The organism is Clostridium algoriphilum (assembly GCF_020443705.1).
In the GTDB taxonomy this organism is placed as follows: domain Bacteria; phylum Bacillota; class Clostridia; order Clostridiales; family Clostridiaceae; genus Clostridium_AD; species Clostridium_AD algoriphilum.
The window spans coordinates 66005-80176 of sequence record NZ_JAIZZK010000011.1 but is presented as its reverse complement, the minus strand read 5'-3'; the positions used below and the strand labels follow the sequence as shown (position 1 = coordinate 80176).

General features: G+C 31.7%; 13 protein-coding genes. All 13 read left to right on the top strand.

Annotation, left to right across the window (positions count from 1 at the left end; genetic code table 11):
* Positions 1 to 363: 363 nt before the first annotated feature.
* Positions 364 to 1185, top strand: coding sequence for a nitrogenase iron protein (nifH, locus tag LGK95_RS10120; protein ID WP_226124617.1), 822 nt, complete (start codon positions 364 to 366; stop codon positions 1183 to 1185).
* 146 nt (positions 1186 to 1331) lie between these two features.
* Complete coding sequence (locus LGK95_RS10115) at positions 1332 to 1658, top strand: P-II family nitrogen regulator (RefSeq protein ID WP_226124614.1); 327 nt, start codon at positions 1332 to 1334, stop codon at positions 1656 to 1658.
* A gap of 14 nt (positions 1659 to 1672) precedes the next feature.
* Positions 1673 to 2056, top strand: coding sequence for a P-II family nitrogen regulator (locus tag LGK95_RS10110; protein WP_226124611.1), 384 nt, complete (start codon positions 1673 to 1675; stop codon positions 2054 to 2056).
* A 22-nt stretch (positions 2057 to 2078) separates the two neighbouring features.
* A complete protein-coding gene (nifD, locus tag LGK95_RS10105; RefSeq protein WP_226124608.1) occupies positions 2079 to 3677 on the top strand; it encodes a nitrogenase molybdenum-iron protein alpha chain in 1599 nt (532 codons plus the stop codon).
* Positions 3677 to 5047 (top strand): nitrogenase molybdenum-iron protein subunit beta, encoded by a 1371-nt coding sequence (gene nifK, locus LGK95_RS10100; RefSeq protein ID WP_226124607.1) that lies wholly within the window; start codon positions 3677 to 3679, stop codon positions 5045 to 5047. The genes nifD and nifK overlap by 1 nt, the downstream gene beginning before the upstream one ends.
* 24 nt (positions 5048 to 5071) lie before the next feature.
* Complete coding sequence (gene nifE, locus LGK95_RS10095; protein WP_226124606.1) at positions 5072 to 6397, top strand: nitrogenase iron-molybdenum cofactor biosynthesis protein NifE; 1326 nt, start codon at positions 5072 to 5074, stop codon at positions 6395 to 6397.
* 16 nt (positions 6398 to 6413) lie between these two features.
* A complete protein-coding gene (nifB, locus tag LGK95_RS10090) occupies positions 6414 to 9032 on the top strand; it encodes a nitrogenase cofactor biosynthesis protein NifB (RefSeq protein ID WP_226124605.1) in 2619 nt (872 codons plus the stop codon).
* On the top strand, positions 9029 to 9337 hold the full coding sequence (locus LGK95_RS10085; RefSeq protein ID WP_226124604.1) for a 2Fe-2S ferredoxin: 309 nt from the start codon (positions 9029 to 9031) through the stop codon (positions 9335 to 9337). Before nifB ends, LGK95_RS10085 begins: the two co-directional genes overlap by 4 nt.
* 116 nt (positions 9338 to 9453) lie before the next feature.
* Positions 9454 to 10485 carry a homocitrate synthase/isopropylmalate synthase family protein gene (locus LGK95_RS10080; RefSeq protein WP_226124603.1) on the top strand — a complete coding sequence of 344 codons (1032 nt, stop codon included), beginning with the start codon at positions 9454 to 9456 and terminating at the stop codon, positions 10483 to 10485.
* Positions 10486 to 10489: 4 nt separating this feature from the next.
* Positions 10490 to 11236, top strand: a complete 747-nt coding sequence (locus LGK95_RS10075; protein WP_264174522.1) for a beta/alpha barrel domain-containing protein — start codon at positions 10490 to 10492, stop codon at positions 11234 to 11236.
* Between the two features lie 65 nt (positions 11237 to 11301).
* The gene (gene anfO / locus LGK95_RS10070; RefSeq protein WP_226124602.1) at positions 11302 to 11928 is read left to right on the top strand and encodes a Fe-only nitrogenase accessory protein AnfO; all 627 of its coding nucleotides are present in this window, start codon (positions 11302 to 11304) and stop codon (positions 11926 to 11928) included.
* 36 nt (positions 11929 to 11964) lie between these two features.
* Positions 11965 to 12900, top strand: coding sequence for a hypothetical protein (locus LGK95_RS10065; RefSeq protein WP_226124599.1), 936 nt, complete (start codon positions 11965 to 11967; stop codon positions 12898 to 12900).
* Between the two features lie 291 nt (positions 12901 to 13191).
* Positions 13192 to 14157, top strand: a complete 966-nt coding sequence (locus LGK95_RS10060) for an aromatic acid exporter family protein (protein ID WP_226124597.1) — start codon at positions 13192 to 13194, stop codon at positions 14155 to 14157.
* Positions 14158 to 14172 lie beyond the last annotated feature (15 nt).

The window sequence follows — 14172 nt, the reverse complement described above, 5'->3', positions numbered from 1 at the left end:
GGGAAATATAAGAAACACATGCATTATTACAAAGAATTGCTTGTATTGTAAGTATCTGTGTTGAAAAGAATCAGAAAATTCTAAATGAAACAACTAATAAATAAGTGATTTATTTATAAAATTTAGTATTTCAAGATTGTAGTTTGAATATATTAATATGATTATAAATATAATTTATTAGAAAAGTGAATGATTATAATTGTAAATTAGTCATTTATTTTTATAATGAAGAATACAATTATAAAATATCAATTTAAAGTTTATTGAATTAAAATAGTTGTTGAGATTCATTTAGATTAATTTGGTAAAAGCTTTACCAAAATAAACATTGGTAAAGAATTATATATATGAGGAGGGTTTTTAATGAGACAAGTAGCGATTTATGGAAAAGGTGGAATAGGAAAATCTACCACAACTCAAAACCTAACAGCAGGTCTTGCAGAAATGGGAAAACAAATTATGGTGGTTGGATGTGATCCAAAAGCAGATTCAACGAGACTTTTATTAGGTGGTCTTGCACAGGTAAGTGTTCTTGATACTTTAAGAGAAGAAGGCGAGGATGTAGATCTTGATGCAATATTAAAGCCTGGCTATAGAGGTATAAGATGTGTTGAATCAGGTGGACCAGAACCCGGTGTTGGTTGTGCAGGAAGAGGAATTATTACTTCAATTAATATGCTTGAAAGTCTAGGTGCATATACTCCAGATTTAGATTATGTTTTTTATGATGTTTTAGGTGATGTTGTCTGTGGAGGATTTGCAATGCCGATGCGTGAAGGAAAAGCTCAAGAAATATATATAGTTGCAAGTGGTGAAATGATGGCATTGTATGCAGCAAACAATATTGCAAAGGGTGTACTAAAATATGCAAACAGTTCAGGAATAAGACTCGGTGGTATTATTTGTAATAGTAGAAATGTTGATAAGGAAATAGATCTTCTAAAAGCATTCGCTGAAGAACTTGGTAGTCAGTTAATATATTTTGTACCGCGTGACAACATGGTTCAAAGAGCTGAAATACACAAACAAACTGTAATAGAATTTGAACCAGAGGCAGAACAAGCTCAGGAATATAGAAATCTTGCTAAGGCAATTGATGAAAATAAAATGTTTGTAATTCCAAAACCAATGTCACAAGAAAGATTAGAAGAAATACTAATGGAACATGGTTTAATGGACATCTAATTGAAGTAGTTATTAAGGATAAATATAAAACAAACAAAAGATTGCAAGCAAGCGTTGCTTAAGGCACATTGAATTGCAATTCTAGTCATAATACTCTTAAAAGTATCCAAGCTTATTATAAAAAAATAGATAGGGGGAATCAAGTGATGATAATGATTAAGGCTATAATTAGACCAGAAAAAGTAGGTATTGTTCTTTCAGAGTTATGTGATGCAGGTTTTCCAGCAGTTACAAAAATAGGTGTAGTTGGACGTGGTAAACAAAGAGGAGTTAAGGTTGGAGATGTTCATTATGATGAACTTCCAAAGGAAATGCTTATACTAGTAGTTAACGATGATGATAAAGAAGATGTTGTGAAGATTATAATGAGAAGTTCAAAAACTGGAGCAAAAGGTGCTTTTGGTGATGGAAAAATATTTGTAAGTGATGTAGATGAAGTATATACCATAAGTTCTGGAAATTCTGGACTATAAGGAGGGCTAATAATATGAAGGAAATAACAGCTATTATTCGTATGGATATGGTTAATAAGACTAAAGAAGCTCTTCTTAAACTAGCAGTTCCTTCTATGACTGCAATAAAGGTTATGGGAAGAGGAAAGAAAAAAATAGCATATGAATTATTTCAAAATGCATTTGATGACAATGGTGAATTACCTCCAATTTTGGCAGAACAATTGTCAGAGGTACACAGATTAATGCCAAAGAGAATGATAATACTAGATGTTGAAGACAAAGATGTAGAAGGTATTGTGAAAGCAATCATAGATGTAAATCAAAATGGCAACCCGGGTAATGGAAAGATTTTTGTAACTACAGTAAATGACATTATTAGAATTAGAACTGGTGAAACGGGCATAGAAGCTGTTTAATAAAAAAAGTGAGGTGAAGTATATGAAAGATTTTATGGATAGGGTTCTGGAAAAATATCCTGCAAAAACATTTAAAAACAGGAAACAACATATAGTCATTAAAAAAGCGGAAGATGATTCACTTCAAATAACAGCTAATACAAGAACAGTTCCAGGTATGATAACTAGTCGTGGGTGTTGTTATGCTGGTTGCAAGGGAGTTATACTTGGTCCAATAAAGGACATGGTACACATAGTCCATGGTCCTATCGGTTGCTCTTATTATACATGGGGTACAAGACGGAATAAGGCTAAAGTTAAACCAGAAGGTCAAAATTATATTGAATACTGTTTTTCAACAGATATGCAGGAAAGTGATATTATTTTTGGTGGTGAGAAGAAATTAAGGCAAGCTATAAAGGAAGCTGTAGAGATATTCCATCCTAATGCTATAACAATTTCAGCTACTTGCCCCGTTGGATTAATCGGTGATGATATAAATGCAGTTGCGAAGGAAGCGGAAAAGCTTTATGGAATTCAAGTATTAGCTTTTAATTGTGAAGGATATAAAGGAGTAAGTCAGTCTGCTGGTCATCATATTGCAAATAATAATTTGATGAGAAGTGTAATTGGTACAGGAGACAAGTTACCTACTAAAAAACACTCAATCAATTTGTTAGGTGAGTATAATATCGGTGGAGATGGCTGGGAAATAGAAAGAGTCTTTAAGAAAATAGGTTATGAGGTCGTATGTGTAATGACTGGAGATGGAAGTTATGATGACATAAAAAATGCTCATACTGCTGAAGTTAATTTGGTTCAATGCCATAGATCTATAAATTATATAGCTGAAATGATGGAGACAAAATATGGTATACCTTGGTTAAAAGTTAATTTTATAGGAGTCAGTGGTATTTCAGAAACTTTAAGAAATGTAGCATTATATTTTGGTGAACCAGAATTAATAGAAAAAACTGAAAAGGTAATCGTTGAGGAAATAGCTGAGATAGAAGGAGAAATGGAATATTATAAAACGAGGCTTGAAGGAAAAACCGCATTTTTATATGTTGGAGGTTCAAGATCTCATCATTATCAAACATTGCTTAAAGACCTAGGTATTGAAACTATAATTTCTGGTTACGAATTTGCTCACAGAGATGACTATGAAGGTCGCGAAGTGATTCCAGATATAAAACTTGATGCAGATAGCAAAAATATTGAACATTTAACAGTTGAAAAAGATGAAGGTAAATACAGAACTATTATATCTCCTGAGAGGTATGCAAAGCTTGAAAAGGAAATTCCTTTAGCTAAATATGACGGTCTTATCAAAGATATGCATAAAGATACCGTAATAATTGATGATTTAAACCATTATGAAACAGATCAGTTAATTAAACAGTTAAAACCTGACATGTTTTTCTCAGGTATAAAAGATAAATATGTAGTGCAAAAAATGGGAGTAACCTCTAAGCAATTACATTCTTATGATTATTCAGGTCCTTACGCTGGATTTAGAGGAGCAGTAGTGTTTGCTAGAGAACTTACATCAGGGGTTTATACTCCTGCTTGGAAATATGTTACTGCACCATGGAAGGTAGAACCACTATTAGAAGGAAAAGTTGTTGGAGGTGATGAGTAATGTTAGATTTAACTACAAAAAAAATAGTAGAAAGAAAAGCTTTAAAAATTAATCCCGCAAAAACTTGTCAACCTATTGGGGCTATGTATGCAGCACTTGGTGTTCATGCATGTTTACCTCATAGTCATGGGTCTCAAGGATGTTGCGCTTTTCATAGAATGCAACTCACGAGGCATTTCAAGGAGCCAATAATGGCGTCGACTAGTGCATTCACTGAAGGAGCTTCAGTTTTTGGCGGAGGATCAAACATGAAAACTGCTATAAGAAATATATTTGAACTTTATAAACCTGAAATAATTGCAGTTCATACCACCTGTTTATCAGAAACCATAGGTGATGATTGTAAAACAATGATTTTCCAAGCTGAAGGTGATATACCAGATGGCAAACATGTAATTCACGCTAGTACTCCGAGTTATGTAGGTTCACATGTAACAGGATTTTCTAGTATGGTAAAAGCATTCGTTACTTATTTATCTGTTAACAGCGGCGTTAAGAACGAAAAAATTAATATGCTTCCTGGGTTTGTACAACCAGGCGATATGAGAGAAATAAAAAGAATTCTTAGTGTAATGGAAATTGACAATATTCTATTCCCTGATACTAGTGGAGTTTTAGATGCACCGATGACAGGCACTTTTGAAATGTATCCATTAGGTGGAACTAAAGTTGATGACATTATAGATGCAGGAAACTCTAAATTATCATTAGCACTTGGCGCATATTCTGCTGAAGCTGCTGGAATAGAACTAGAGAAGAAATGTAAAGTTCCTATGAAAACTTTAAGTACACCTATTGGAATCGAAGCTACAGATAGATTAATTACAGAACTCGCTCTACTGACTCATAAAGAAGTTCCGTACTCTATAGAAGAGGAAAGAGGACAACTAGTTGATTTAATGCTAGATAGTCAAGCATATTTTAATGGTAAAAAAGTGGCTATTTATGGAGATCCAGACACAGTTATAGGTTTAACTGAATTTGTAATAAGTTTAGGTATGATTCCTAAATATGTAATTACAGGAACTCCAGGAGATTCTTTTAAAAGAGAAGTTGATGCAATATTAACTGCAAATGACATAGAAGGATCAGAAGTTAAGGCAGCATCTGACTTATTTGAACTTCACCAATGGATTAAAAATGAGCCTGTAGACTTATTAATGGGAAATACCCATGGTAAATTTATTGCAAGAGCAGAGGATGTGCCTTTTGTAAGAGTAGGTTTCCCAATTTTAGACAGATATGCACACCAATATTTTGCAATAGTTGGATATAAGGGTGCAATTAGATTAATTGAAATGATGTTAAATACAATTTTAGATAAAATAGATAGAACGTGCCCAGAAGAAGATTTTGAACTAGTAATGTAATATATTATTTGTGGAGGTAATTATATGGAATCAAAGCTACTTAAAGAAAGAGAAGACTCAGTCTGTTATAACTCTAAAAGTAAAAATAAAAAGATGAAATGCGATGGTAATAGTGTATCAGGCTCAGTGAGCCAAAGGGCTTGCGTTTACGCTGGTGCAAGAGTCGTATTAAATCCCATAACAGATGCTTTTCACTTGGTTCACGGACCTATTGGATGCGCTGCCTATACTTGGGATATAAGAGGAAGTTTAAGTAGTGATTCTGAAAATTACAGGAATAGTTACTCCACGGATTTAAGAGAAAGGGATGTTATATTTGGGGGTGAAAAGAAACTTGCAGCTGCTATCGATGAGATAGTAGCTGCAAACACTCCTAAAGTTATTTTTATATATTCAACTTGTATAGTGGGCGTAATTGGAGATGATATTGATGCTGTATGTAAGGCAGCTGAGATTAAACATAATATTAGAGTTATTCCAGTAAAGGCACCTGGATTTTCAGGAAATAAAGCAGTAGGATATAGAGCTGCTTGCAATGCACTATTAAATCTTATGGGTGAAAATAATGATCCAAAGACTTTGGGAATAAACATTTTGGGCGATTTTAACTTAGCCGGAGAAATGTGGATTATCAAAAATTATTTTAAGAGAATAGGTGTTAAAGTGGTTGCAAGAATCACAGGTGATAGTACAACTGATGAGATAAAGAAGGCTCCTACAGCCAATTTAAACATTGTACAGTGTGCTGGTTCAATGCATTATCTTGCCAATCAAATGACCGAGAAATTTGGAATACCGTACATTAACGTTAGCTTTTTAGGACTTGAGGATATTAAAGCATCTTTAACGAATATAGCAGAATTCACGAAAGACAAAGATATATTGCGAAGAACAAAAGAACTGATATTCACTGAAGAAAAACAAATTGAGGAAACATTAAATTACTATAAAAGGAGATTAACAGGCAAGAAGGTTGCTATATATGTAGGTGGTGGATTTAAAGCCATCTCATTAATAAAACAATTTAGGGAGCTTGGAATGGAAACTGTTATGGTAGGTACTCAAACAGGTAAAGAAGAGGACTACAATATTATTAAAGAAATAACTCTTGAAGGAACAGTGATTTTAGATGATACTAATCCAGCAGAACTTGAGAAATTTATACTTGAAAAAAATGCAGATATTTTAGTTGGAGGAGTTAAAGAAAGACCTTTAGCTTATAAGTTAGGAGTTGCCTTTTGTGACCATAATCATGAAAGAAAGCATGCTCTAGCTGGATTTGAAGGAGCGGTTAACTTTGCAAAGGAAGTAGATCTAACAATAAATAGTCCGGTTTGGAATCTTATATAAAGAGGGAGGTGTTAATATGGTAATCAAAAATTCTGTAAATTTGAGTGTTAATCCTTGTAAGATGTGTATGCCGCTTGGTGGTGTAATGGCTCTTAAAGGAATTGAAAATAGTATGGTAATTCTACATGGATCTCAAGGTTGTAGCACATATATAAGAAGGCATATGGCAACTCATTTTAATGAACCAATAGATATAGCTTCATCTTCACTTACTGAAGATGGAACAATTTATGGGGGTGCTAAAAACCTGAAATTAGGACTTAAAAATATAATTAAATTATATAATCCAAGTGTTATTGGTGTTCTAACAACGTGCCTTGCAGAAACTATTGGAGAGGATATAGGACGTATAATTATAGAATTTCAAGAAGAGAATTCTACAACTAGTGATATTAAGATTATACCAATATCGACACCTGCTTATTCAGGTACCCAATCTGAGGGCTACTATAAAGCACTTAGAAGATTAGTTGAGTTTTTAAGTAAGGATGATATAAAAAGCGATAGGATAAATGTAATTGCTGCAAATATAAATCCAGGAGATATAAGGCAATTGAAATATATTTTAGATGCTTTTAAAGTGGAATATACAATATTACCAGATATATCAGATACATTGGACTCCGGTTACAATAAAAATTACAATAAAGTTCCAGAAGGAGGTACGAGCCTTCATGATATAGCTTTAATGGGAGGAGCCAGAGCTACTATAGAGATGGATTGTAGCGCTGAAATTGGCTCTACTGCTGGAGATTATTTATTTGAAACCTTCGGAGTTCCCATATTTAAATGTGCAGTTCCTATAGGAATAAAAGCAACAGATGTTTTTATTAATTTAATTTCTAAAATTAGTAAAAAGTCAGTTCCTAAAGTATTAGAGAAAGAAAGAAGTCGTTACCTTGATGGAATAATAGATTCTCACAAATATAATGGCGAAGGAAGAGCAGTTATTTTCGGAGAGCCTGAAATAGTGTATGCAGTTACTGCCCTATGTGTTGAAAATGGTATTAAGCCTCTACTTATAGCTACTGGTTCTAAGAATAAAATTTTAGCAGGTAATTTAAAAGAACTTACAAAAGACCTTGAAGAGCAACCTATTATTATAGATGATAGTGATTTTGAAATTATAGAGAAATATACTAAGGATCTCAAGGTTAATTTATTAATCGGGGATTCTAATGGAAGACGTCTCGAGAAAAAATTAGGAATTAAACTAATAAGGATCGGATTTCCTATTCATGATAGGGTAGGTGCTCAAAGAGCAGTTAATGTAGGATATTATGGTTCATTAAGATTCTTAGATGAAATCACTAATGCTATATTGGAAAGAAAAGAAAGGGGCTACAGAGAGGATATGTATGATAAATATTACGATAATGGATTAGATGAAGTTAAGCCTTCTATTGCGGTTCAAGTTAAAAAAGTAATTAGTATGGAGGAGAGAACAAAAAGTCACCCATGTTTTAATGGCTGTGCTCATGACAATGCCAGAATACACATTCCTGTAGCTCCAGCTTGTAATATTAGTTGTAACTATTGTAGCCGTAAATTTGATTGTGTAAATGAAAGTAGGCCTGGAGTTACAAGTTCAATCTTATCTCCGGTGCAGGCACTAGAAAGGTTTAAAGAATTTAAAAGTAAACTTAAAAATCTTACAGTAGTTGGTATAGCAGGTCCGGGAGATGCTTTAGCAAACTTTGATGTGGTTAAAGAATCCATCCAATTAATTAGAAAAGAGAGTCCTGATATTACATTTTGTTTATCTACCAATGGATTAATGTTACCTTTCTATGCAAACGAAATATTAGAACTCGGTGTTTCGCATATTACAATAACAATAAACACCATAGATCCAGAAATAGGCGTGAAACTTTATAAGGAAATTAATTATCTTGGGGTGAAATATACAGGAATTGAGGGAGCTCGTATTTTATTACAAAATCAATTATCAGGTCTTCGGTACCTTACTTCGAAAGGTCTTATTTGCAAGGTAAACATAGTTTATGTAAAAGGTATTAATGATATTGGGATAGAAGATACTGTTAAAAAAGTTAAAGAATGTGGAGCCTTTATGACAAATATTATGCCAATGATAAATGCGCCAGGAAGTAAATTTGAACACATTAAAACAGTTAATAATGAAGAATTGTTAGTAATGAGAAAAAAATGTGAAATAGATCTTAAACAAATGTATCACTGTAAACAATGTAGAGCGGATGCTGTAGGAACTCTTGGAAATGATATATCGCAAACAGCAGGAGTGACAGAATTATCTCAAAGTGATGATATTAAACCTGTGAGATTTGCAGTTGCATCTAAATCAGGCCTTAATGTAGATCAGCATTTTGGACATGCAGCGGAGTTCTATATATATGATTTTACAAATGGTGACGCAACATTTATTGAAAAAAGGAAAATACCTAAATTTTGTACAGGTGTAGATGATTGTGATGATAGTCACGAAGATAAAATTGACTATATAATAAAAACAATTGAGGATTGTTGTGGGGTGCTTGCTCTTAGAATTGGAGATGTACCTAAACAAAAACTAGAAAAGAAAAAGATAAAAGTATATCTATTATGTGACGAAATTAGAAATGGAATTAGAAAAATTGTAGGGGAGGCAGTGTCATGATAAAACCTGAATATCACATTTTTGTTTGCACAAGTTCTAGAATAAATGGAACACAAAAGGGATATTGTCATTCAAATGCATCTAGTGAGATTGTAACAAATTTTTTAGAATCCATTGAGGAAAATGATATCAGTGATAAGGTAATGGTAACTAACACAGGATGCCTAGGTTTATGTAATGATGGACCGATAGTTATTGTTTATCCTGAAGGTACTTGGTATGGTAAGGTAACACCCGATGATGTCGATGAAATTGTGGAAGAACATTTAATAAATGGAAATATAGTAAAAAGACTAGAGATATGATAAAAGAAATAAATTTAGAAATTTCAACTTTATAATATGAAATCTGATAACATTGATGTTTTCAGGTTTTATATTTTATCTGTTATAATGAATTGCTTTTTAAAGGGGTGTTATTAATGTCTTTAGTTATAAAAGAAAAAGACAAATTTATTATTGATAGGACATTAATGAACATTACAAAAAAAAGCTTTAATGAAAAGGGATTACCAGAGTTTATTAGAAACTTAAAAGGAGTAGGAGTAGATTTTTTTGAAATCGATGAGGAAGTTTTTAATTTTATAAAGCTTTCAATAAAAACGAAAGATATTATTTTTCGAGTTAATAAAGCTAGCCAATTGCAAATATGTAAAGCAAGAGGCATAGAATATATCTTGATAAGAGAAGAGAACTTAGAGATTATTAAAATTTGTAATTTGGAAATGAAATATAATTTTAAAATTATATTAGAAATAGATGTTAAATCATGTGCTAGTGACTTTATGCAAAAGATCAATGAAAACATAGATATAAATAAACTCTTTTCTATAAGAATTAAAGGAGAGAGTAATTGGGTTTTTAATGATTATATTAAAGATAAATATAATGTTAATATAAATATATATGCTAGTGATGAATTCTCTATGGCAACCGCTGTAGGTTTTCAGGGCTTGACTTCAGGTATACAATCTATAACCACAGCATTTGGTGGAAGGGATGGGACTTATGGCACAACCGCTTTAGAAGAATTACTAGTTGCTACAAAGGTTATTATGGGTGAAAAGGTAAATGGAGAACTTGGTCTGCTCTCGGAAATGAGAGAGCAATATGAAAAAATAACCTATAAAAATGTACCTGATAATAAGGCAATTATAGGCAAAAATATATTTAAATATGAATCAGGAGTACATGTCGCTGGTATTGAGAAAAATCCAGTAACCTATGAACCTTTTATGCCTGAACTTGTTGGAATGAAGCGAAAGCTCGCTTTAGGTAAACATTCAGGAAAAAATTCTATAAATTCTAAATTAAAAGAGCTCAATATGGATAATAAATTTAGTGATTTAGAAATTCTTAACATTCTAGGCAAGGTTAAAAATATAAGCATATCAAATAAAACAGAAGTATCAGATAAAGATTTTATAGACATATGTAGAAGAATTAAGAGGTAACATTATGTGCAAAATTGTTGATACAACGCTAAGAGATGGTGAGCAAATGGCAGGAGTGGAGTTAGGATTTAAGGATAAAATTGAATTTGCTAAAATTATTGACTCAAAAAAGGTATATCAAATTGAGGCCGGAACTCCTGCTATGGGAGGAGAAGAAAAAAAGAGTATTGAAAAATTAATGAGTCTAGGTTTAAATAGCAAAATTTCTGCATGGAATAGAATGAACATAAATGATATAAACCACTCCATTGATTGCGGAGTAGATATAATACACATTTCGGTACCAGTTTCTGATATACAAATAAAATGGAAACTTGGCAGAAATAAAGATTGGGTTATTAATGAAATGAAGAAGAGTGTTTATTATGCCAAAGACAAGGGCTTTGAAGTTGTAGTGGGACTTGAAGACGCTTCAAGAACTTCTACTGATTTTTTAATACATGTTATTAAAGAAGCTAAGGCCCTTGGTGTAAAACGTATTAGATATGCTGATACAGTGGGAATATTATACCCAAACAAAATTTTTAAATTAATAACTGAAATAAGACAAGAGATCGATATATCAATAGAATTTCATGGACACAATGACTTTGGTATGGCTGTAGCAAATTCTGTAGCAGCAGTTATGGCAGGATGTGAATTTGTGGATACTACATTTGGAGGAATAGGTGAACGTGCAGGTAATTGTGATTACGTTAAGCTTATAAAGGCAATAGATAGGAATAAAAGTTATAGGGTACTAGCTCATTAAAATAAGGAGGATAATTTGTCAAGTTAATGATAGAGTTGTTGTTGATATGATAAATAGAGAATTATATGGAAATTGCAGTTTTTCAAGATAATAGTGGCAGAACACAATCCTTTGTTGAACCTGGTATAGTTAAAGTTTATTCAAGACACATGGGTGAATGGAAAATAACTAAAGAAATTATATATAGAATTGATAATATAGCTAGTTTAAAAGAAATTCGTCAAAGTATTAGAAACATGGCAGAAACCCTTGGGGACTGCAAGGTTTTTGTCGGAAGAGAAATTAAAGGGCTCCCATATACGGTTCTTGATTCAATGGGCTTTAATACCTGGGAACTAGAGGGCACAACGAAGGATCTTTTGGAGTTTGTGTTTGAAAAAGAAGAAGAAGAAACAAAATCTATGGAAATGTCAAAATCAAAAGATAAGTTACCTCTAATTCAGAAAAGCAGGGATGGTTATTATTTTCTAAATTTAAAAAAGATTCAAGAGCATAATATCAACCTTACTTCAAAGGGAATATTGTTACCGTTTTTTGATACTACAGTTTTTTATCAATTAGAAATAATTTGTGGGCATATACCTCCTTGGTTTGAAGCTGAATTTAATAGGCTGAATTTAATTACAAAAAGTGAGTCAATAAGTAAGGATGAGATTAAAATAACAGTTTATCCTAAGGGTTGCGGTGAGTAGTAAATTGTATACGAAATTTATTGTGGAGGCGATAATATGGAAGGATTCTTGACTAAATACGGACAACTTAAGGGTATAAGTAATATTGAATATTATAGTGAAGGCGTTATAAAAGAATGCAAATTAAGTCAATATTGCAAAATTAAAACGATGTATGGAGATTTAATTCCTCAATATGACGAATCAGAAGTAAGACGTAAGTATAAAAGATCTCTAGCTTTCTATGAGAGTGGGAATATGCAGTGTATATCCTTCCAGAAGCAAACTGTTATAGATACGAGTATTGGTAAATTGCCAGCAGAACTCGCTTTGTTTTATGATGGTGGAAAAGTTAAACGTATTTTCCCCTTGAATGGAAAGATAACTGCCTATTGGACAGAGCAAAATGAATATGAATTAGCAGAGGAATTAGATTTTAATTTTAAGTTTGGTAATTTTAAGAAAAAGGTTATTGGTATCAATTTTTATGAATCCGGAGATGTAAAGAGCTTAACATTATGGCCAAGGGATTTTATTAATATACCATCAATTTATGGTGTAATTGAAACCCGCATTGGACTATCACTATATCAAAATGGAGTTATTAAATCTTGCGAACCTAGAAAACACACAGCTATTAATAGTATTATTGGAGAACTACATGCATTTGATTTAGGAGCTAGTGGACTTAATGGAGATAGAAACTCTTTAAACTTTAACGAGGATGGAACAGTAAAATCATTATCAACATCAACAGATATAATCATAGTTCAAGATATATTTGGACAACTAATTGTATACAAACCAGAACTTAAACCAAATAATTTTAACGAATTAATTATGGATATTATACCACTTAAAATTGAATTTAACTTAGAGAAAGTAAAAATCAGCGGGATTGATTATAACCTAAAAGATAATAAATTCCATATTGATAAATTCGTCAGAAAAACTTTTATAGGCTTACCTAATAATGAGATAGAGAAAAAATAATTCCAAAATAAAAGAATAATTAAAAGCATATAACACAGACAACATGTAAGACTCCAGCAAAAAATGCTAGAGTCTTTTTAATTTAGTACTTATAATATTTTATTAGTAAATGTAAATTTATAAAGAATATTGAATATTATAATATTCAAGTTTGATATTCTCAGTGTATAGAGGTAATATTTAATTAATATATGCTTAATTCATTGATGGGTAGAAATAAGAATGACTAGTAAAAAAAACGATTATACAAGAATATACCATATTATTATGGTGGTAGGAGAAGATTAAGGAATGGTAAAATACTTACAATCAAAAACATTTAAAATAACAATGTCTGCCACAATAGCAGTTATTATAGCAAATTACATGAAATTAGACTTTGGGGTAACTGCAGGTATAATTGCAATATTAAGTATTCAGGATACTAAGAAAGAAGCTTTAACAGTTGGAGGTAGGAGATTAATAGCATCTGGGGTAGCTATACTTTTATCCTTTATGCTATATATTTTACTTGGTAATAATCCTTTTGTATTTGGACTATTTTTACTTATATTTATACCAATAACTAATATTTTAAAAACAAATGAAGGAATGGTGGTTGGTGCAGTTCTATCAACACATCTTTTGATAAGTACAAATATTAATATTTATTGGATAATAAATGAAGCAAAGCTAACTATAATAGGTATTGGGGTTGCAATGGTGTTTAACCTATATACAGCGTCATTTGAGGAAAATTTTGAGAAAAATAAAAAAGATATTGAAGAGCAATATAAATTGATATTATCTGACATGGCAGTAAGTTTAGTTACCCAAGCTGTACCAATTTATGAGCAAAAGTTAATTTTGAGTGTTGAGGAACTAATTAAGAGTAGTAAGCTAATGGCACAGATAATAAATAATAACCATTTATTTAGGAGTAATAATTATTATGTAAGTTATATAGATATGAGGTTAATACAATTAGATGCAATAAAAAGAATGAAAAGACATTTCTCAAGGGTTTATATGACCTATGAGCAAACTAAGTTATTATCAGATTTTACAAATGACGTTGCAATTAATATTCATGAAGATAATGATTGCATTGAGCTTATAAATAAGATCACGTCACTTAGAAAATATTATGAAATGATGGAATTACCAAAGAATAGAGATGAGTTTGAGAATAGAGCATTACTATTCCAATTTCTTAATGATTTAGAAGACTTTTTAATTATTAAGAAAGAATTTAAAGAATATTTTCACAATTTTTAATATTTAACCAATTGT

Bases quoted from the DNA above. Each gene is read 5' to 3' on its own strand.
- nifH (WP_226124617.1), top strand. From the start codon at position 364: ATGAGACAAGTAGCGATTTATGGAAAAGGTGGAATAGGAAAATCTACC.
- LGK95_RS10115 (WP_226124614.1), top strand. From the start codon at position 1,332: ATGATAATGATTAAGGCTATAATTAGACCAGAAAAAGTAGGTATTGTT.
- LGK95_RS10110 (WP_226124611.1), top strand. From the start codon at position 1,673: ATGAAGGAAATAACAGCTATTATTCGTATGGATATGGTTAATAAGACT.
- nifD (WP_226124608.1), top strand. From the start codon at position 2,079: ATGAAAGATTTTATGGATAGGGTTCTGGAAAAATATCCTGCAAAAACA.
- nifK (WP_226124607.1), top strand. From the start codon at position 3,677: ATGTTAGATTTAACTACAAAAAAAATAGTAGAAAGAAAAGCTTTAAAA.
- nifE (WP_226124606.1), top strand. From the start codon at position 5,072: ATGGAATCAAAGCTACTTAAAGAAAGAGAAGACTCAGTCTGTTATAAC.
- nifB (WP_226124605.1), top strand. From the start codon at position 6,414: ATGGTAATCAAAAATTCTGTAAATTTGAGTGTTAATCCTTGTAAGATG.
- LGK95_RS10085 (WP_226124604.1), top strand. From the start codon at position 9,029: ATGATAAAACCTGAATATCACATTTTTGTTTGCACAAGTTCTAGAATA.
- LGK95_RS10080 (WP_226124603.1), top strand. From the start codon at position 9,454: ATGTCTTTAGTTATAAAAGAAAAAGACAAATTTATTATTGATAGGACA.
- LGK95_RS10075 (WP_264174522.1), top strand. From the start codon at position 10,490: ATGTGCAAAATTGTTGATACAACGCTAAGAGATGGTGAGCAAATGGCA.
- anfO (WP_226124602.1), top strand. From the start codon at position 11,302: ATGGAAATTGCAGTTTTTCAAGATAATAGTGGCAGAACACAATCCTTT.
- LGK95_RS10065 (WP_226124599.1), top strand. From the start codon at position 11,965: ATGGAAGGATTCTTGACTAAATACGGACAACTTAAGGGTATAAGTAAT.
- LGK95_RS10060 (WP_226124597.1), top strand. From the start codon at position 13,192: ATGGTAAAATACTTACAATCAAAAACATTTAAAATAACAATGTCTGCC.